Origin of the sequence: Streptomyces sp. LUP30 (genome assembly GCF_001746365.1) — a bacterium.
Taxonomy (GTDB): domain Bacteria; phylum Actinomycetota; class Actinomycetes; order Streptomycetales; family Streptomycetaceae; genus Streptomyces.
On record NZ_MJAJ01000023.1, the window covers coordinates 15228 to 34252 of the forward strand.

At 71.8% G+C, this 19025-nt stretch carries 15 protein-coding genes; 2 read left to right on the top strand and 13 right to left on the bottom strand.

Going from position 1 to position 19025, the window contains the following annotated elements; all coding sequences use genetic code 11:
• Nucleotides 1–12: 12 nt before the first annotated feature.
• The 11 genes from BG482_RS20160 to BG482_RS20205 form a co-directional block, all read right to left on the bottom strand.
• Nucleotides 13–1389 carry a hypothetical protein gene (locus BG482_RS20160; protein WP_069770456.1) on the bottom strand — a complete coding sequence of 459 codons (1377 nt, stop codon included), beginning with the start codon at nt 1387–1389 and terminating at the stop codon, nt 13–15.
• Between the two features lie 54 nt (nt 1390–1443).
• The gene (gene cimA / locus BG482_RS20165) at nt 1444–3048 is read right to left on the bottom strand and encodes a citramalate synthase (protein ID WP_069770457.1); all 1605 of its coding nucleotides are present in this window, start codon (nt 3046–3048) and stop codon (nt 1444–1446) included.
• Nucleotides 3049–3355: 307 nt separating this feature from the next.
• Complete coding sequence (locus tag BG482_RS20170; protein WP_069770458.1) at nt 3356–3970, bottom strand: TetR/AcrR family transcriptional regulator; 615 nt, start codon at nt 3968–3970, stop codon at nt 3356–3358.
• A gap of 54 nt (nt 3971–4024) precedes the next feature.
• Nucleotides 4025–5062: an agmatine/peptidylarginine deiminase gene (locus BG482_RS20175; RefSeq protein ID WP_069770459.1), complete on the bottom strand. Its 1038-nt coding sequence runs from the start codon at nt 5060–5062 to the stop codon at nt 4025–4027.
• A gap of 25 nt (nt 5063–5087) precedes the next feature.
• Nucleotides 5088–6761, bottom strand: a complete 1674-nt coding sequence (locus BG482_RS20180) for an urease subunit alpha (RefSeq protein WP_069770460.1) — start codon at nt 6759–6761, stop codon at nt 5088–5090.
• Nucleotides 6758–7465 carry an urease subunit gamma gene (gene ureA / locus BG482_RS20185; RefSeq protein ID WP_069770461.1) on the bottom strand — a complete coding sequence of 236 codons (708 nt, stop codon included), beginning with the start codon at nt 7463–7465 and terminating at the stop codon, nt 6758–6760. The genes BG482_RS20180 and ureA overlap by 4 nt, the downstream gene beginning before the upstream one ends.
• 177 nt (nt 7466–7642) lie before the next feature.
• On the bottom strand, nt 7643–8731 hold the full coding sequence (locus tag BG482_RS20190; RefSeq protein WP_069770462.1) for a branched-chain amino acid aminotransferase: 1089 nt from the start codon (nt 8729–8731) through the stop codon (nt 7643–7645).
• Between the two features lie 273 nt (nt 8732–9004).
• On the bottom strand, nt 9005–10048 hold the full coding sequence (locus BG482_RS20195; RefSeq protein ID WP_069770463.1) for a 3-isopropylmalate dehydrogenase: 1044 nt from the start codon (nt 10046–10048) through the stop codon (nt 9005–9007).
• Nucleotides 10049–10244: 196 nt separating this feature from the next.
• The gene (locus BG482_RS45300; RefSeq protein WP_106971817.1) at nt 10245–10376 is read right to left on the bottom strand and encodes a hypothetical protein; all 132 of its coding nucleotides are present in this window, start codon (nt 10374–10376) and stop codon (nt 10245–10247) included.
• A gap of 439 nt (nt 10377–10815) precedes the next feature.
• Nucleotides 10816–12447, bottom strand: a complete 1632-nt coding sequence (gene pruA, locus BG482_RS20200; RefSeq protein WP_069770464.1) for an L-glutamate gamma-semialdehyde dehydrogenase — start codon at nt 12445–12447, stop codon at nt 10816–10818.
• 58 nt (nt 12448–12505) lie between these two features.
• Nucleotides 12506–13435 (bottom strand): proline dehydrogenase family protein, encoded by a 930-nt coding sequence (locus tag BG482_RS20205; RefSeq protein ID WP_069770465.1) that lies wholly within the window; start codon nt 13433–13435, stop codon nt 12506–12508.
• Between the two features lie 127 nt (nt 13436–13562).
• Between BG482_RS20205 and BG482_RS20210 the strand changes: the two genes are divergently transcribed.
• Nucleotides 13563–14777 (top strand): CdaR family transcriptional regulator, encoded by a 1215-nt coding sequence (locus tag BG482_RS20210; protein WP_069770466.1) that lies wholly within the window; start codon nt 13563–13565, stop codon nt 14775–14777.
• A gap of 18 nt (nt 14778–14795) precedes the next feature.
• Here the strand turns inward: BG482_RS20210 and BG482_RS20215 are convergent, their stop codons facing one another.
• Nucleotides 14796–15386, bottom strand: coding sequence for a TetR/AcrR family transcriptional regulator (locus tag BG482_RS20215; protein WP_069770467.1), 591 nt, complete (start codon nt 15384–15386; stop codon nt 14796–14798).
• Between the two features lie 97 nt (nt 15387–15483).
• Between BG482_RS20215 and BG482_RS20220 the strand changes: the two genes are divergently transcribed.
• Nucleotides 15484–17004 (top strand): MFS transporter, encoded by a 1521-nt coding sequence (locus tag BG482_RS20220; protein WP_069770468.1) that lies wholly within the window; start codon nt 15484–15486, stop codon nt 17002–17004.
• Between the two features lie 225 nt (nt 17005–17229).
• Here the strand turns inward: BG482_RS20220 and serA are convergent, their stop codons facing one another.
• Complete coding sequence (serA, locus tag BG482_RS20225) at nt 17230–18819, bottom strand: phosphoglycerate dehydrogenase (RefSeq protein ID WP_069770469.1); 1590 nt, start codon at nt 18817–18819, stop codon at nt 17230–17232.
• Between the last annotated feature and the right edge of the window lie 206 nt (nt 18820–19025).

The window sequence follows — 19025 nt, forward strand, 5'->3', positions numbered from 1 at the left end:
TGCCCGCCCGGGTCAGAATCCTCCGCCGAAGTCACCGCCGCCCCCGCCGCCGCCGAAGTCCCCGCCTCCCCCGTCGCCGAAGCCGCCCCCGAAGTCCCCGGGGTCGAAGTCCGCGCCGGAGACGTCGCCGCCGTCGTAGCCGCCGAAGTCGCCGTAGCCGGTGCCGTAGTCGGCCGCGTAGGAGGGGGCCGCCATCATCGAGCCGAGCATCGTGCCGACGAGGAGGCCGGGCAGGATGCCGCCGCCGAAGTAGCCGCCCGCCCAGGGACCGTAGGCGGGACCGGCCTCCCAGTACGGGCGGCGGCCGTAGTCGCTGTCGACCTCGCGGATCACGGGGTCGCGGCCGTCGGCCAGACGGGTCGCGTCCGCCGCGCAGACCGGGACCTCGCGGGTGGCTCCGCCGGGCGGCGTCCAGGTGGCGTCGCCGACCGAAGGGCCGTGGCGCGGATCGAAGAAGCAGGGTGGCCGGCGCTCGGGCAGCGGCCCTCCCGCCCGGCGGGCCGCGAGGGACGCCAACGAGAAACGGCCGCCCTCCAGCGCCTCGGTGACGGCCCGGACGTCCTCCGGCCGGGCCGCCGCCGCCATGGCCGTCTTCGCCTGCTCGTAGGCGTCCAGAGCGCGTTCGTAGTCGGCGCGCATGGCGTCGTCGGCGCCCGCCTCGGCCGGATGGAAGTCGAGACGGTCGAGTTCCTCGCCGAAGGCCGTGATGTCCTCGTCCACGACGACCCGCAGCCGGTCGAGCGCGGCCCGCTGCTCCTCGGCCCGGCGCCGGCGGCCCCGCCGCACCAGGGTGTACGCCCCGACCCCACCGGCCCCCAGCACCACGACCGCGGCGATCAGCGCGGAGGTCGAGATCATCCTGCCGCCGTTCGGGGAGCCCCAGCTCGCGGGCGCGGAGCCGCCCATGTGGGTCAGGGCGCGGTCGGTGAAGTCGGTCAGCTGGGTTCGGGCGTCGCTCTCGCCGCCGACGCTGCCCACCAGGTTGCGCACGGCCGTCCGCGACAGGACGGACGAGTCGGCGCGGGCGTCGAAGCGGTCGCCCAGACGGATCGCGTACAGACCGGTGACCCCGGTGGCGGTGCGCAGGTCGCTGAAAAGGTCTGCTGTGGGGTAGTCGGCCGGCAGGACGGCGATGAACAGGGGTTTGTCGGCGTCCTCGATCTGCTGCTCCAGGGCGCGCCGGTCCGCCCCGGACAGCTGCGCGGCCGCCCGGGGGTCGACGTAGACCGGGCTGTGGCGGAGCGAGTCGGCGATCGTCGAGACGCCGGTGGCGGCAGACGCCCGCGGGGCCGCCGCCCACACGGTCCACACCGTGAGGGCGACGAGCACCAGCGCGAGCAGCGGTCCGGTGAGGCCTCGGGCCCGACGGGCCGAGAGCACGACCTTCATACCTCGAAGCTACCCGAACCCCTCACAGAGCGGACATCCGGCGCCTCTCGGGCATCACTCAGCCGGGTCCACGCCCGCCCGCAGCAGTCCGTACGTGTACGCGTCCTCCAGCGCCTGCCAGGAGGCGGCGATGACGTTCTCCGCCACGCCCACCGTGGACCACTCCCCCGTGCCGTCGGTCGTGGAGATCAGGACGCGGGTGGTGGACTGGGTGCCGTGGACGCCCTCCAGGATGCGGACCTTGTAGTCGACCAGGTCGAGCTTGGCCAGCTGGGGGTAGATCTTCTCCAGGGCCACCCGCAGGGCGCGGTCCAGGGCGTTGACCGGGCCGTTGCCCTCGGCGGTCGCGACGATGCGCTCGGCCTTGGCCCAGAGCTTCACGGTGGCCTCATTGGCGTGGGTGCCGTCGGGACGGTCCTCGACGATGGCGCGCCAGGACTCGACGTCGAAGTACTTCAGCGCCTTGCCCTCGACCTCGGCGCGCAGCAGGAGTTCGAAGGAGGCGTCGGCCGCCTCGTACGTGTAGCCCCGGAGCTCGCGCTCCTTGACCCGCTCCACGACCCGGCCGACCAGTTCGCGGTCGCCGCCCAGGTCGACGCCGAGCTCCTTGCCCTTGAGCTCGATGGAGGCACGGCCGGCCATGTCGGAGACCAGCATCCGCATCGTGTTGCCGACCTGCTCGGGGTCGATGTGCTGGTAGAGGTCGGGGTCGACCTTGATGGCCGAGGCGTGCAGCCCGGCCTTGTGGGCGAACGCCGAGACGCCCACGTAGGGCTGGTGCGTGGACGGCGTGAGGTTGACGACCTCGGCGATGGCGTGCGAGATGCGGGTCATCTCCCGGAGCCGGCCCTCGGGCAGCACCTTCTTGCCGTACTTCAGCTCCAGGGCCGCGACGACGGGGAACAGGTTCGCGTTGCCGACGCGTTCGCCGTAGCCGTTCGCGGTGCACTGCACGTGGGTGGCGCCCGCGTCCACCGCGGCGAGGGTGTTGGCCACGGCGCAGCCGGTGTCGTCCTGGGCGTGGATGCCGAGCCGGGCGCCCGTGTCGGCGAGCACCGTCGAGACCACGGCCTGGACCTGCGCGGGGAGCATTCCGCCGTTGGTGTCGCACAGGATGACCACGTCCGCCCCGGCCTCGGCGGCGGCCCGGACGACAGCCTTCGCGTACTCGGGGTTGGCCCGGTATCCGTCGAAGAAGTGCTCGCAGTCGACGAAGACGCGGCGGCCCTGGCCCTTCAGGAAGGAGACCGTGTCGCTCACCATGGCCAGGTTCTCGTCCAGGGTGGTGCGCAGGGCCAGCTCGACGTGCCGGTCGTGGGACTTCGCGACCAGGGTGATCACCCCGGCTCCCGACTCCAGCAGTGCCCTGACCTGCGGGTCCTCCGCGGCCTTCGCACCTGCCCGACGGGTCGCGCCGAAGGCGACCAGCTGGGCGTGCCGGAAGTCGATCTCCTCCTGCGCGCGGACGAAGAACTCGGTGTCGCGCGGGTTGGCGCCGGGCCAGCCGCCCTCGATGAAGCCCACTCCGAAGTCGTCCAGGTGCCGGGCGATGGCCAGCTTGTCGGCGACGGTGAGGTTGATGCCCTCACGCTGCGCGCCGTCGCGCAGGGTGGTGTCGAAGACGTGGAAGGAATCGTCGAGTTCGCTGGGTGCGGTCATGGTCTGAAGGCTCCTGTGTCGGATCTCGGTCGTTACCGGAATGACCGGCTCCACCGTCCCCCCATGGTCCCTCGCGCTCTCGCCTCCGGCTGTGGGTGGGCCAGAAAAGCGAAAAACCCCTCGCGGGTGCGAGAGGTCTGCGCGCGGGTCGAGGACGACGATGGCCGCTCGTACCTGGTCGTACGGAGCGGTCACTGCGGACCGGCGCGCCTGCTGCCAATAATCATGGCGAACGAGAGCACGGCGGCAGTCTGGCACAGACCGTCCTCGCGCTCACCGGGTGTCTCAGGATGCGAGCAGTGCGTTCTCACGCGTCCGTGAGGAGGCTCCCGGCGAGGAACTCGCCGACGTGCCCGAGGACCTGTCCGCGGTCCGTGCCGCGCAGGCCGACGGCGACGTGGATGGAGAAGCCGTCGAGCAGGGCTCGCAGCCGGGCCGCGAACCGGTCGGGGTCCACCCGCCGGAACTCGCCGCGCGACGTCCCCTCCGCCAGCAGCGCCACCAGGTCGCGATGCCAGGCGCCCTCGATGGCCGCCTGGCGGTCGCGCGCGTCCGCGCCGTCGGCGGCGTTCTGTGATCGGTTCCAGACCTCCAGCCAGAGCGTCCAGTGCGGGTCGCGGTGGCCGTCGGGGACGTACAGGTCGACGTAGGCGTCGAGGCGCTCGCGGGCGGGTGCGGCGCGGGCCAGCAGCCGGGCGCGCTCGGCGCCGAGCCGGCCCTCGCTCCACTCCAGAGTGCGCAGCAGGAGTTCGTCCTTGGAGTGGAAGTAGTAGAGGAGATGGCCGCTGCTCATGTCGACCTCACGGCCGAGCGCAGCCATGGTGAGCTTCTCCAGACCGCGCTCGGAGATCATCCTCATGGCGGCGGCGAGGACGTCCTCGCGGGGCGGGGCGTTCCTGCGTGCCCGTGCCGCTGCGGCCATGTCCCGGCTCCCCTGTTCTCGGTCGTCTCGGTCGTCGTCGGGCGCCTCCGGGTCTCAGACCCTCGGCTGCTGCTGGGTGATGCAGTGGACGCCACCGCCACCGGAGAAGATCGTACGGGCGTCCACCAGCGTGACCGTCCGCTCCGGGAACAGCCGGCGGAAGACTCCCGCCGCGAGCTCGTCCCGCGGGTCGTCGAAACCGCACAGCACCACGCCGCCGTTGCAGAGGTAGTGGTTGATGTAGGAGTAGTCGGCCCAGTGGCCGTCGGCCTCCAGCACGGTCGGGGCGGCGACCTCGACGACCTCCAGCCGGCGGCCGCGTGCGTCGGTCTGCGATCGCAGCAGCCCGACGATCTCCCGCGTCACCTCGTGGTCGGGGTGCGCCGGGTCCGGCTGGCTGTGGGCGACGACGACTCCGGGGCGGGCGAACGCCGCGACGATGTCCACATGGCCGAGGGTGCCGAACCCGTGCGGGGGATAGTCGCCGGTGAGGCCGCGGGGCAGCCAGATCGCCTTGCGGGTGCCGAGCATGGCGTGGATCTCCGCCTCGGCCTCCTCCCGCGACCATCCCGGATTGCGCTCCGGACCGAGCTGGACCGTCTCCGTCAGCAGGACCGTGCCCTCGCCGTCGACGTGGATCGCACCGCCCTCGTTGACCAGCCGCGAGGCGTACGTCCTCGCCCCCGCGAGGTCGGAGACGGACGCGGCGATCTTCGCGTCGTGCTCCCAGCGGGCCCAGTCCTGGGCGCCCCAGCCGTTGAACGTCCAGTCGACGGCGGCCAGTTCACGGCCGTTCGTGAGGAACGTCGGGCCGATGTCGCGCATCCAGGCGTCGTCCAGTTCGCGCTCGACCGTCTGAACGCCGGGTCCGAGCAGGGTGCGGGCGTCCGCCGACCGACCGGGGCCGCACACCACGGTCACCGGCTCGAAACGTCGGACGGCGCGGGCGACCTCGGCCCAGGCCGCCCGGGCGGCGGCCAGGCCGTCGGGGTCGTCGAAGGTGGGGTTGGGGCCCGGCCACGCCATCCAGGTGCGTTCGTGCGGGGCCCACTCGGCGGGCATGCGGAAGCCGTCGGCGGCTGCGTTGCTCATGAGACGGTCCTTGGTCCTTGGGGAGTCAGAGGAAGTAGAGGCGGTTCAGGGAGACGGACTCGGCCGGCTCGGAGCGCAGCACCTCGCCGTCGAGGGTGACCAGGCCGGTGCGCTGGTCGACGTCGACCGCCCCGGTGCGGGAGTTCAGGCGCAGGTCGGCGGGTCCGATGCCGCGGGTGCCGCGGACGGCGACCCTGCGGCGGCGGGTGGGCATGGAGTCGCCGCCCTGGTCGAGGGCGGCCCGCGCGACGAAGGCGACGGAGAGGTCGGCGGGCGTGGCGCCGTACGCCCCGAACTGCGGTCCGAGGACCAGGGGTTCGCAGGTGTCGGTGGCGGCGTTCGGGTCGCCGACCACCCCGTACGCCGGGAAGCCCGACTTGAGGACCAGTTGCGGCTTGGCGCCGAAGTACTCGGGACGCCACAGCACGATGTCGGCGAGCTTGCCGACCTCGATCGAGCCGACCTCGTGCGAAAGTCCGTGCGCGATGGCCGGGTTGACGGTCAGCTTGGCCATGTAGCGCAGGACGCGCTCGTTGTCGTGGTCGTCGTGCGGGGCGCCGAACTCGGCCTTCATCTTCCCCGCCATGGCGAAGGTGCGGCGGACGGTCTCGCCCGCGCGGCCCATGCCCTGCGCGTCGGACGAGGTGATGCCGATCGCGCCCAGGTCGTGCAGCACGTCCTCGGCGCCCATCGTCCCGGCGCGGATGCGGTCGCGGGCCATGGCGGCGTCGCCGGGCAGGTCGGTCTTCAGGTCGTGGACGGAGACGATCATCCCGTAGTGCTCCGCGACGGCGTCCCGGCCGAAGGGGAGGGTGGGGTTGGTGGAGGAGCCGATGACGTTCGGCACGCCCGCCATCTTCAGCACGTTGGGCACATGGCCGCCGCCGCAGCCCTCGATGTGGAAGGCGTGGATCGTCCGGCCCTCCAGGACCCGCAGCGTGTCCTCGACCGACAGGCACTCGTTCAACCCGTCGCTGTGCAGGGCGACCTGGACGTCGTGCTCCTCGGCGACCCGCAACGCCGTGTCCAGCGCGCGGGTGTGGGCGCCCATGTCCTCGTGCACCTTGAAGCCCGAGGCGCCTCCCTCGGCCAGCGCCTCGACCAGTGGGGCGTCGTGCGAGGACGAACCGCGGCCCAGGAAGCCGATGTTGACCGGCCAGGCGTCGAAGGCGTTGAACGCGTGCCGCAGCGCCCAGGGCGAGTTGACCCCGACGCCCCATACGGGGCCGAACTCCTGCCCGATGATCGTCGTCACGCCGGAGGCCAGCGAGGCCTCCATGATGCGCGGCGACAGCAGATGGACATGGGTGTCGACGGCGCCGGCGGTCGCGATGAGCCCCTCGCCGGAGACGATCGAGGTGCCCGTGCCGACGACGACGTCCACCCCGTCCAGGGTGTCGGGGTTCCCGGCGCGCCCGATCGCGTGGATGCGGCCCTCCCGGATCCCGATGGAGAGCTTGCGGATCCCCTGCACCGCGTCGATCACGACGACGTTGCTGATCACGACGTCACAGGTGTCCCGGACGGCGGCGGCCCGCAGGTGCAGTCCGTCGCGGGCGGTCTTGCCGAAGCCGGCGAGGAACTCGTCGCCGGGGAGCTGGGAGTCGGACTCCACGCGGACGACCAGGCCCGAGTCGCCGAGCCGGACGCGGTCGCCGGCGCGGGGGCCGTGGGTCGCGGCGTACTCGTACGGGTTCACCGGGTCCCTCCCCGTTCCGCCCCCAGATATCCGCAGGCGGCGGCCCGGCGCAGGGCCTCTGCGCGAGCCCCCGGCGCGTCCAGCGGCCCGTCGACCAGTCCGGCGAAGCCGATCGCCACCCGATCGCCCCCGATGGGCCGCAGTCCGACCTCGGCGCTCTCCCCCGGTCCGAAGCGCACGGAGGACCCGGCGGGGACGGCGAGGCGCATCCCGTAGGCCGTGTCCCGTGCGAAGTCCAGCCGCGGGTTGGCCTCGAAGAAGTGGAAATGGGACGTGACGGAGACCGGCACGTCGGCGGTGTTGACGACCGTCAGCCGCACGAGCGCCTCGGGCTCCACGTGAGCGGGCCCCGGCAGCAGCGCGCCCGGCCCCCCTCCGTCCGGCCGGTCTCCCGCGCTGCCCGCGCCGATCGGATCGCGGACGACGGCGAGCCGCGAGCCGTCGTCGAAGACGGCCTCCACGTGCACCTCGGTGACGACGTCCACGACCCCCGGCAGCACGTCGTCCGGGCCGAGGACCGACCGGGCCCGCTCGATCGCCTCGGCGAGCCGGACGCCGTCACGAGCGGCCTCACAGACGGTGTCCGCGACGAGCGCGGTCGCCTCCGGCACGTTGAGCCGCAGCCCGCGGGCCCTTCTCGCCCGGGCCAGCTCGGCCGCCCCGAAGAGCAGCAGCCGATCCCGTTCGGTGGGGGTGAGTCGCACCTGGCCTCCCTCTCAGTCTTTGAGCAGCACTCTAAAGGTCAGGCTCGGTGATCAGAAGACTTCACCGGAAGATTTAGAGCACTGCTCAAAATGCGGGACGCGACGGTGGACGCACGGAGACGCCGCAGGGCCGCCCCGGTCGGGGCGGCCCTGCGGCGACGTCGGGAGGACTCGGGATCAGCCCAGCCGGTGCATCCAGCCGTGCTTGTCCTCGGCCGTGCCGCGCTGGATGTCCAGCAGGGCCTGCCGGAGCCGGAGGGTGACCTCGCCGGGCTCGCCGCCCGACTGCTGCCACTCGCCGCCGGTGCGCTTGACCGTGCCGACCGGGGTGATCACGGCCGCCGTGCCGCAGGCGAAGACCTCCTGCAGCGCGCCGCTCTCGGAGTCGCGCTGCCACTGGTCGACGGAGACGCGGCCCTCCTCGGCCTCGTAGCCCAGGTCGCGGGCGACGGTGAGGAGGCTGTCACGGGTGACGCCCTCCAGGATGGAGCCGGTCAGCGAGGGCGTGACGATCTTGTTCCCGTAGACGAAGTACAGGTTCATGCCGCCGAGCTCCTCGACCCACTTGCGCTCGACCGCGTCGAGGTAGCAGACCTGGGCGCAGCCCTGCGCGGCGGCCTCGGCCTGGGCGAGCAGGGAGGCGGCGTAGTTGCCGCCCGTCTTGGCGTCGCCCATGCCGCCCGGGACGGCGCGGACGTGGTCCTCGGACACCCAGATCGAGACGGGCTTGACGCCGCCCGGGAAGTAGGCGCCGGCCGGGGAGGCGATCACGATGAAGAGGTACTCGTTGGCCGGCTTCACGCCCAGGCCCACCTCGGTCGCGATCATGAAGGGGCGCAGGTAGAGGGACTCCTCGCCGCCGTGCGCGGGCACCCAGTCCTTGTCCTGGCCGACGAGCGCGTCACAGGCCTCGATGAACGTCTCGACCGGCAGCTCGGGCATCGCCAGGCGGCGGGCGGAGCGCTGGAACCGCTTGGCGTTCTGGTCCGGGCGGAAGGTGGCGACGGAGCCGTCGGGACGGCGGTAGGCCTTCAGCCCCTCGAAGATCTCCTGCGCGTAGTGCAGGACGTTGGTCGCCGGGTCGAGGGGGATCGGCGCGTACGGAACGAGCTGACCGTCGTGCCAGCCGCGGCCCTCGGTCCACCTGATCGTCACCATGTGGTCGGTGAAGTGGCGGCCGAAGCCGGGGTTCGCCAGGATCGCCTCGCGCTCGGCGGCGGAGAGCGGGCTGGCGGAGGGCTTGAGCTCGATCGTGGGCGTCGTCATGAGTGGTTGTCCTTCACCGGTTGTGTGTGACGGGCCGCGCTCACGTCCGTACGGCCAGTGGCCGGTGCCAGGACGTCCGAGCATTGCCTGATACCGCGGCTCCGCGTTCGATTATCGCAAGCGGGGTGCGCGGAGGAAAACGGCGTGAATGCGACCCGGGGTAGATGGTGACACCCGGCAGGACATACGAGAAGCCGCCGGGTGCGATGAGACCCCGGCGGCTTCGATGGGTCGCCCCCGGCTCCTGGGAGCCGGGGGGCGTGGTGCGCCGGGTCAGCCGGCTACTCGTGCGGAGAGCGCGTCGCCGATCTCCGAGGTGCTGCGCGCGGGCAGCGCGGCGCGCTCCGCCAGGTCGGCGGAGACGGCGTCCTCGATGCGGACCGCCTCGGCGTCGTGTCCGAGGTGGCGCAGCAGCAGGGCGACGGACAGGACCGTGGCGGTGGGGTCGGCCTTGCCCTGGCCCGCGATGTCCGGAGCCGAGCCGTGCACGGGCTCGAACATGGACGGGAAGTCGCCGGAGGGGTTGATGTTGCCGCTCGCGGCGACGCCGATGCCGCCGGAGACGGCCGCGGCGAGGTCGGTGATGATGTCGCCGAAGAGGTTGTCGGTGACGATCACGTCGAACCGGCCGGGGTCGGTGACCAGGTAGATCGTCGCGGCGTCCACGTGGATGTAGTCCGTGGTGACGTCGGGGAACTCCGCGGCCACCCGGTTGAAGACGTTCGTCCACAGGTGGCCGGCGAAGGCCAGCACGTTGTTCTTGTGGACCAGCGTGAGCTTCTTGCGGGGGCGGGCCTGGGCGCGGGCGAAGGCGTCGCGGACCACACGCTCGACGCCGAAGGCCGTGTTCACGGAGACCTCGGTGGCGACCTCGTGCGGGGTGCCCTTGCGGATCGTGCCGCCGTTGCCGGTGTACGGACCCTCGGTGCCCTCGCGGACCACGATGAAGTCGATCTCGGGCTGACCGGCCAGCGGGGTGGCCACGCCGGGGAGCAGCTTCGAGGGGCGCAGGTTGACGTGGTGGTCGAAGAGGAAGCGCAGCTTGAGCAGGAAGCCCCGCTCCAGGACGCCGGAGGGCACGCTCGGGTCGCCGATCGCGCCGAGCAGGATCGCGTCGTGCTGCTTGAGCGCCTCCGCGTCGGCGTCGGTGAGGGTCTCACCGGTGGCGTGGTAGCGCCGGGCGCCGAAGTCGTACTCCTTGGTCTCCAGCTTCACGTCCTGCGGGAGGACGGCGGAGAGGACCTTGAGACCTTCGGCCACGACCTCCTGGCCGATGCCGTCACCGGGGATCACTGCGAGATTGAGGCTGCGAGACATGCGGGAACCCTACTCCTCGTCCCATGGGATGACACGGACCGTCCGTCATACGGACAGCTCCGTCGCGGGGCGGGCGCGGGTCCGCGGTGCGGCGCGGATGCCCGAAGTCCCGTTCGGGCGCCCGCGCCGCACCCCGTGCGGATGCGGCTCCTCACTGTCCCGGACACGGTGCGACCGGGCTACGGGGCGGCCTGGCTCAGTGGCCGGTCTCGCCGCCGTTGTCACGGCGGTCGAGGGCGCGCTGCAGGGCGGCGGCGGCGTTCTTGCGGTCGGACTCGGTCGTACGGGAGACGTGACGGACTCGGCGGCGGACGGTCGTCTCGGCCATGGGGAATCGACTCCTTCGAATTCCAGGGAGTGCCAAAGGGGTTACGAGACGCCGGAAGGGGGCGGGGAGCGGACCGCAGGGATTGCCTGCCACGGGCCCGGTCACGACCGCCATTCGCTTGGTCGAGCGAGACGTTCGGCTCCTACAAAACTAAGGGAGGAGCGCGCGCCTGTCTCCACAATTACTCGGACTTCCTACTATCTGAGACGGACACCGGCTATCTAACCGCTGAAAACTCATTGACCGGTTAGGCGGCCGCGTGGTGCACACGGGGCAGACCGCCGCCCTGATCGGCGACTTCCCCGACCGCCACCTCCGAGCACCCGCACCGGGCGCAACGCGAAGGGCCGGGCGGATCGCCCGGCCCTTCGCGTCACCCGGCCGGTTCCGACCCCGGTGCGGGCGTCGGCCCCCGTGGGGCGTCGGCTCATCGGACCCGTCAGCCCATGTGCGGGTACGCGTAGTCGGTCGGCGCGACCAGGGTCTCCTTGATGGCGCGGGTGAGAGTCCAGCGCATCAGGTTCTGCGGGGCCCCCGCCTTGTCGTTGGTGCCGGAGGCGCGGCCGCCGCCGAAGGGCTGCTGGCCGACGACGGCGCCGGTGGACTTGTCGTTGATGTAGAAGTTGCCGGCCGCGTAGCGGAGCTTCTCCATGGTGTACGCGGCGGCCGCGCGGTCGCCCGAGATCACCGAGCCCGTCAGCGCGTAGTCCGACACCGACTCCATCTGCGTCAGCATGGCGTCGTACTGGTCGTCCTCGTACACGTGCACGGCGAGGAACGGGCCGAAGTACTCGGTCGTGAAGACCTCGTTCTCCGGGTCGGAGCACTCGACGACCGTCGGACGGACGAAGTAGCCGACCGAGTCGTCGTAGGAGCCGCCGGCGACGATCGTGCAGGCCGGGTCGGCCTTCGCCCGGTCGATGGCGGCCTTGTTCTTGGCGAAGGAACGCTCGTCGATGACCGCGCCGACGAAGTTGGACAGGTCGGTGACGTCACCCATGGTTAGGTAGTCGACCTCGGCCGCGAACTCCTCCTTGAAGCCGGAGTTCCAGATCGACGCCGGGATGTAGGCCCGGGAGGTCGCGCTGCACTTCTGGCCCTGGTACTCGAAGGCTCCGCGGGTGAGGGCGGTCTTCAGCACCGCGCGGTCGGCGCTCGGGTGGGCGACGACGAAGTCCTTGCCGCCGGTCTCGCCGACCAGACGCGGGTAGGAGCGGTACTTCTCGATGTTCGCGCCGACCGTCTTCCACAGGTACTGGAAGGTCTTGGTGGAACCGGTGAAGTGGATGCCGGCGAGGTCGCGGTGGTTTAGGGCGACCTCGGACACCTCCAGGCCGTCGCCGGTGACCAGGTTGATGACGCCCTTGGGCAGCCCGGCCTCCTCCAGCAGCCGCATCAGCAGCACGGCGGCGTGCGTCTGCGTCGGCGACGGCTTCCACACGACCACGTTGCCCATCAGCGCGGGCGCGGTCGGCAGGTTGCCGGCGATCGCCGTGAAGTTGAACGGCGTGATCGCGTAGACGAAGCCCTCCAGCGGGCGGTGGTCGAGCCGGTTCCAGACGCCCGGGGAGTTGGCCGGCGGCTGCTCGGCCAGGATCTGACGGGCGTAGGCGACGTTGAAGCGCCAGAAGTCGACCAGTTCGCAGGGACAGTCGATCTCCGCCTGCTGGGCGGTCTTGGACTGACCGAGCATCGTGGAGGCGGCGAGCGTCTCGCGCCAGGGGCCGGCGAGCAGTTCGGCGGCGCGCAGGATGATCGCGGCGCGGTCGTCGAAGGACATCGCGCGCCAGGCGGGCGCGGCGGCGAGGGCCGCGTCGACGGCGTCCTGCGCGTCCTGGCGGGTGGCGTTGGCGTAGGTGCCGAGGCGGGCCTTGTGGTTGTGCGGCTGCACGACGTCGAACCGCTCACCGCCGCCCATCCGCCGCTCGCCGCCGATGGTGCAGGGCAGGTCGATCGGGTTGTCGGCCAGCTCCTTGAGCTTGGCCTCCAGCCGGGCGCGCTCGGGAGAGCCGGGGGCGTAGCCGTGCACCGGCTCGTTGACGGGGGTGGGGACCTGGGTCACAGCGTCCATGGGTTCCGTAACTCCTTACTGAGCGGTGTTGCAAGCGGTGTGGCGAGCGGGGGTGGGCTCAGCCCTTGCTGATCATCGAGCGGACGAAGAACCGCAGGTTGGCCGGCTTCTCCGCCAGACGGCGCATGAAGTAGCCGTACCAGTCGGTGCCGTAGGCGGTGTAGACGCGCATGCGGTGGCCCTCGGCGGCGAGGCGCAGGTGTTCGTCGCCCCTGATGCCGTACAGCATCTGGAACTCGTACTCGTCGGGCTTGCGGCCGGCCCTGCGGGCGAGTTCCTGCGCGATGGAGATCAGGCGCGGGTCGTGGGACCCGATCATCGGGTACCCCTCGCCTTCCATCAGGGTGCGCAGGACCCGGACGTACGCCTTGTCGATCTCGTGCTTCTGCTGGTACGCGACCTCGGCGGGCTCCTTGTACGCACCCTTCACCAGGCGTACCCGGCTGCCGTTCGCGGCGAGGCGGCGGGCGTCGGCCTCGGTGCGGAAGAGGTAGGCCTGGATGACGCAGCCGGTCTGCGGGAAGTCCTTGCGCAGCTCGTCGTGGATGGCGAACATCGAGTCGAGGGTGGTGTGGTCCTCGGCGTCCAGGGTGACGGTGGTGCCGATGGCGGCGGCGGCCTCCACCACCGGGCGGACGTTGGCGAGCGCCAGCTCGTGGCCGCCGTCTCCCAGCGCCTGGCCGAACATCGACAGCTTGACGGACATCTCGACCCGCTCGCCGAGTTCCAGCTCCGCCAGGCGGTCGACCAGGGCCAGATAGGCGTCGCGGGCGGCGCGGGCCTCGTCGGGGGTGGTGATGTCCTCGCCGACGACGTCCATCGTCAGCTCCAGCCCCTGGGCGGTGCGCTCCTCGATGATCGGAACGATGTCGTCGACGGTCTCACCGGGGATGAAGCGGTCCACGACCTGTTTCGTCACCGGGGCCGCCGAGATCAGGCGTCGCATCCGGTCGCTGCGCGACGCGGCGAGAATCACGGGACCCAGCACGGGGCACCTCCACAAACCAGCAGATAGAACCACCGTGAAACCTAAGGATCCCTCCGATCGTGGGCCATCGACAGCTGTCACGCATCCGTGCCGCAGATCTCAGACAGATGTATGAAGGGGCGCGGGGATGGGAGAGAATGCCCCGGTGACCGGCGATGCGGCATCTTCCTCCCGCGCGGGCGACTACCAGGAGCTCGTCGACGAGATCTCGGAGCTGCTCGGCGCCCCCGCGACCCTGGAGAACCGCGACTTCGAGCTGATCGCGTTCGGGGCGTACGACAGCGACGACGAGCTGGACGCGTCCGCACTGGACCCGGTGCGCACCCGCTCGATCCTCACCCGGCGTTCGACCGCGGCCGTGCGCACCTGGTTCGAGGGGTTCGGCATCACCCGCGCCACCGGCCCGGTCCGCATCCCGCCGACCCCGGAGGCGGGGGTCTACCGCGGCCGTGTCTGCCTGCCCGTCCGGCATCGGGGGGTCGCCCTCGGCTACGTCTGGCTGCTCGACGACGACCCCGGACCCACGGACGCCCAGCTGACGGCCGCGATGGAGGTGACCGTGCGGATCGGCGCCCTGCTCGCGGACGAGGCCCAGCACGGCGCGGACCTCACCCGGGAGCTGCGGGCGGTTCTCACCGCCGCTCGGGGCTGGCCCCGGGACATGGCGGTGGCGGAGCTGCGCACCGCGCTCGGCTCCCGCGCCGACGCCCCGCACACCGTGGTCTGCGTGGCCCCCTGGCCCTCCGCCGACCCGGACGACGCCCCCTCGCTGCGCACCCTGCCGGGGGCGACGGCGCTGTGCACGGTGCCGTGGGCGACGGCCGGGCAGTGTCTGGCGGTGCTGGTGCGGCTGCGTTCCGCGGACACCCTCACCCCGGCGACGTCCGCGGCGGCGCGTCTGCTGGAGCGGACGGCGGAGGCGACACCGGGGGCGGCGGCGGGAGTGGCCGCCGGGCGGATCGGGCTGGCCGGACTCGGGGCGGCCTGGGAGGAGGCCTCGGCGTCGGCGCGGGCCGCGCTGGCGGAGCCGCGCCTCGGCCCGGTCGCGCGGTGGGCGTCCGTCGGCCCCTACCGCCTGCTGACCGCACTGCCGCCCGAAGTCGCCCAGGATCCTTGTGTGCGGCCCCTGTTGGCGCCCGCCCACCGGGAACTGGCCCGCACCGCCGAGGTGTACCTCGACTGCGCGGGCCAGGCCGGCCGCACGGCCGCGGAGCTGGGCGTCCACCGGCAGACCCTGTACTACCGGCTGTCGCGGGTGGAGCAGTTGACGGGCCTGGACCTGGACGACGGCGAGGACCGGCTGCTGCTGCACATGACGCTGAAGGCGGCCCGGCTGCCCTGACCGGACGCCCCGGGCGGATCAGTCGCGCGCCGCGCCCGCGATCACCCGCCGCAGCCCCTCGGTGAGCTGCGCCGCGTCGGTCGCCGAGGGCGGGTCGAAGAGCCACTGGACCATCAGCCCGTTGAGCAGGGTCTGGTAGAAGCGGCCCTCCGAGTCGACGGTCTCCTTGTCGAGCTCGTCCTCGGGGACGCCGGTGAACATGGGCACGATCCCCGCGCGGCCCTGCTCCTGCGCGACGGCGAGCAGCGAGCGCACCTCCTGCAACCGGTCGGCGTAGAGGATGACTTCGAGGCTCAGCATCCACACCGCCCGGGCCTCGGGCAGCGAACGGATGATGTTCGCCCAGACCTCCTGGAAGCGTTCCAGCGACCCGGGGGCCGACGTGCTCTCGCCGCCGGCGCCCCAGCCGGGGTCGAAGGTGTCGCCGAGTCCCTCGATCAGCGAGACGTAGGCCTGCACCAGCAGAGCGTCCTTCGACCCGTAGTGGTAGCCGATCGACGCGAGGTTGGTCCCTGACTCCTTGACGATGTCGCGCGCGGTCGTGCGCACGAATCCCTTCCCCAGCAGGCAGCGCTTGGCGCCTTCGAGCAGATCCTCACGGTGTCCCATGCCCCTCACCCTACTCTCGATCCATACAGACGTCCTAGACGCGTGATTTATACATTCGTTCTAGACAATCGTTTAAGACGCTCGTACAGTCATCGGCATGACGAACCCGACGAGCACCGCCACACCTCCGGCCGCCCGCGCCGGCCGCCGCGAATGGACCGCCCTCGGCGTGCTGATGCTGCCGCTGCTGCTGGTCTCCATGGACGTCTCCGTCCTCTACTTCGCCATCCCGGCGATCAACGCGGACCTGCAGCCCAGCGGCACCCAGCAGCTGTGGATCTTCGACGTCTACGCGTTCGTCCTGGCCGGCCTGCTGATGACGATGGGCTCGCTCGGCGACCGCGTCGGCCGCCGCAAGCTGCTGCTGATCGGCGCGGCCGCCTTCGGCGCCGCCTCACTCACCGCGGCCTACGCCGACAGCGCCGAGACCCTGATCGCCGCCCGCGCGGTCCTCGGCATCGGCGGTGCGACGCTGATGCCCTCGACGATGGCCCTGATCCGCACGATGTTCGCCGACCCCGGCCAGCGTGCGAAGGCGATCGGCCTGTGGTCCGGCGTGATGACGGGCGGCATCGCGCTCGGCTCGGTGATGAGCGGTGTCCTGGTCCAGTACTTCTGGTGGGGCTCGGTCTTCCTGGTCAACCTGCCCGCGATGGCCCTGCTGCTGGTCCTCGGCCCGGTCCTGCTGCCCGAGTCGCGCGACCCCGCCCCGGGCCGCTTCGACTGGCCGAGCGTTCCGCTGTCCATGGCCGCCGTGCTCCCCGTGGTCTACGGCCTGAAGGAGATCGCCTCGCAGGGCCGGCCCGCCGAGTACGTCGTCTCGATCACCCTGGGCCTGCTCTTCGCCGCCGTCTTCGTCCACCGTCAGCGCACGGCGGCCGACCCGATGATCTCCCCCGCACTGTTCCGCGGCACGGGCTTCGGCCCCGCGGTCGTCCTGAACCTCGTCTCCTCGTTCGGGATGCTGGGCTCGGCGTTCTTCACCACGCAGTACCTGCAGTCGGTCCTCGGCAAGAGCGCGCTGGAGGCGGCGCTGTGGGCGCTGCTGCCCTCGGTCCCGATCGGCATGGCGGCCCCGCTGGCCACCTCGCTGGTCCAGAAGGGCGTCGACCGGGCCCACGTCGTGACGGCGGGCTTCGCGATCGGCGCGGCCGGCTACGGCCTGCTCGCCCTCGCCGGCACCGACTCGATGTGGCTCGTCCTCATCGCCTGCGGGGTGCTCGCCTCCGGGATCGTCATGGTCCTCTCCCAGATGACGGACCTGGCGATGAGCGCGGCCCCGGTCGAGCGCGCCGGCTCCGCCTCCTCCCTGCTGGAGACGGGCGCCGAGTTCGGCGGCGCGCTGGGCATGGCGGTCCTGGGCTCGGTCGGCACCGCGATCTACCGCCACGACATGCCGTCCTCGGCCCCGGCGGAGGCACGCGAGACGCTCGGCGGGGCCCTGGCGATCGCCGGTCACCTGCCCGGGCGCACGGGAGACGCCCTGGCCACCGCCGCCCGCGAGGCCTTCACCCACGGCATGCAGGGGGCGGCGATCGCGGGAGCGGTGATCCTCGCGGGGGCCGCGGTGGCGGCGACGGCGACACTGCGGCGGGGCCGCGTCGGCGACGCCGGCTGACGGCACGCACGAAAACGCCGGACGGGCTGAGGTTCTCAGCCCGTCCGGCGTGCGTCTTCGAGCAGGGTCGGTCGATTCAGCCCGCCCGGCTGGCTGCGTTTTCGAGCCGGGTCGGTTTGCTCAGCCCGTCTCGGGGTGCCCCCTTTGGGGGAGTTCGGGGACGAGGTCCCTTCAGGGCCGAAGCGGGGGCCCGGGGGCGGCAGCCCCCGGACCGTGCGGCGAACCTCAGACGAGGTTCACGGCACGAGCGGACGTCGCGCCGATCTCCTCCGCGACCTCCGCCAGCACCGCGGGAGGCACCGTGTCGTCGACGGTCAGAACGGCGAGCGCCTCGCCGCCGGCGACCGCGCGGGCGACCTGCATGCCGGCGATGTTGATCCCGGCCTCGCCGAACACCCGGCCCACGGTGCCGACGACTCCGGGCCGGTCCTCGTACCGCAGGACGACCATGTGGTCGGCGAGCGCGAGGTCGACGTCGTACTCACCGACCGCGACGATCTTCTGGAGGTGCTTGGGGCCGGCCAGCGTGCCGGAGACCGACACCTCCTCGCCGTCCGAGAGGGTGCCGCGCACGGTGACGACGTTGCGGTGGTCGGCCGACTCCGAGCTGGTCGTCAGCCGCACCTCGACACCGCGCTCCTGCGCGAACAGCGGGGCGTTGACGTAGGACACCGTCTCGTCGACGACGTCCTCGAAGACGCCCTTGAGGGCGCTGAGTTCCAGCACCTTCACGTCGTGCTGGGTGATCTCGCCGTAGACCTCGACGTCGAGGCGGACCGCGACCTCGCCGGCCAGGGCGGTGAAGATCCGGCCGAGGCGCTCGGCGAGCGGCAGACCGGGCTTGACGTCCTCGGCGATGACACCGCCCTGGACGTTCACGGCGTCGGGGACGAGCTCACCGGCGAGCGCGAGGCGCACCGACCGCGCGACCGCGATGCCGGCCTTCTCCTGCGCCTCGTCGGTGGACGCGCCGAGATGCGGGGTGGCCACGACCTGGTCGAACTCGAACAGCGGGGAGTCCGTGCAGGGCTCCTTCGCGTACACGTCGAGGCCGGCGCCGGCGACCCGGCCCTCCTTCAGCGCGGAGTACAGCGCCTCCTCGTCGACGATCCCGCCGCGCGCGGCGTTGACGATCCGCACGCTCGGCTTGACCTTGCGCAGCGCCTCGTCGCCGATCAGACCGACCGTCTCAGGGGTCTTGGGGAGGTGGACGGTGATGAAGTCGGAGACCTCCAGCAGCTCGTCCAGCGAGAGGACCTTCACGCCCATCTGGGCGGCGCGCGCGGGCTGCACGTAGGGGTCGTAGGCGACGACCTTCATGCCGAAGCCGGACATGCGCTGGGCGACGAGGGCCCCGATGCGGCCGAGGCCGACGACGCCGAGGGTCTTCTCGGCGAGCTCCACGCCCGTGTACTTGCTGCGCTTCCACTCGCCGTTCTTCAGCGCGGCGTTGGCCTGCGGGATGTGGCGGGCGGTGGCGAGCAGCAGACCGCAGGCGAGCTCGGCGGCGGTCACGATGTTCGAGGTGGGGGCGTTGACGACCATCACGCCGGCCTTGGTGGCGGCGGAGACGTCGACGTTGTCCAGGCCGACGCCGGCTCGTGCGACGACCTTCAGCTTGTGCGCGGCGGCGATCGCCTCGGCGTCGACCTTGGTGGCCGAGCGGATCAGGATCGCGTCGACGTCGGCGAGGGCCGGGAGCAGTTCGGCTCGGTCCGCTCCGTTGCAGTGCCGGATCTCGAAGTCCGGGCCGAGTGCGTCCACGGTCGCGGGCGACAGCTCTTCAGCGATGAGTACGACAGGTTTCGAGCTCACGTGAGTCCTCACAAGTCCAGTGCGTGCGGACGGCCGTCCCGACGGCCGCAGGCGGAGGGAGGGGCTAGCCGCGTGGAAGACGCACGACGCTGTGGGCCTGAACGCGAATGTAGGCAGCAGTGTAGTGCTGCGGCGGAGGTCGCCTCATGCCTCCGCGGAAGGATCACCCGTCCGTGGTCGGACGGAATGGACAACGGGGCCGGAGC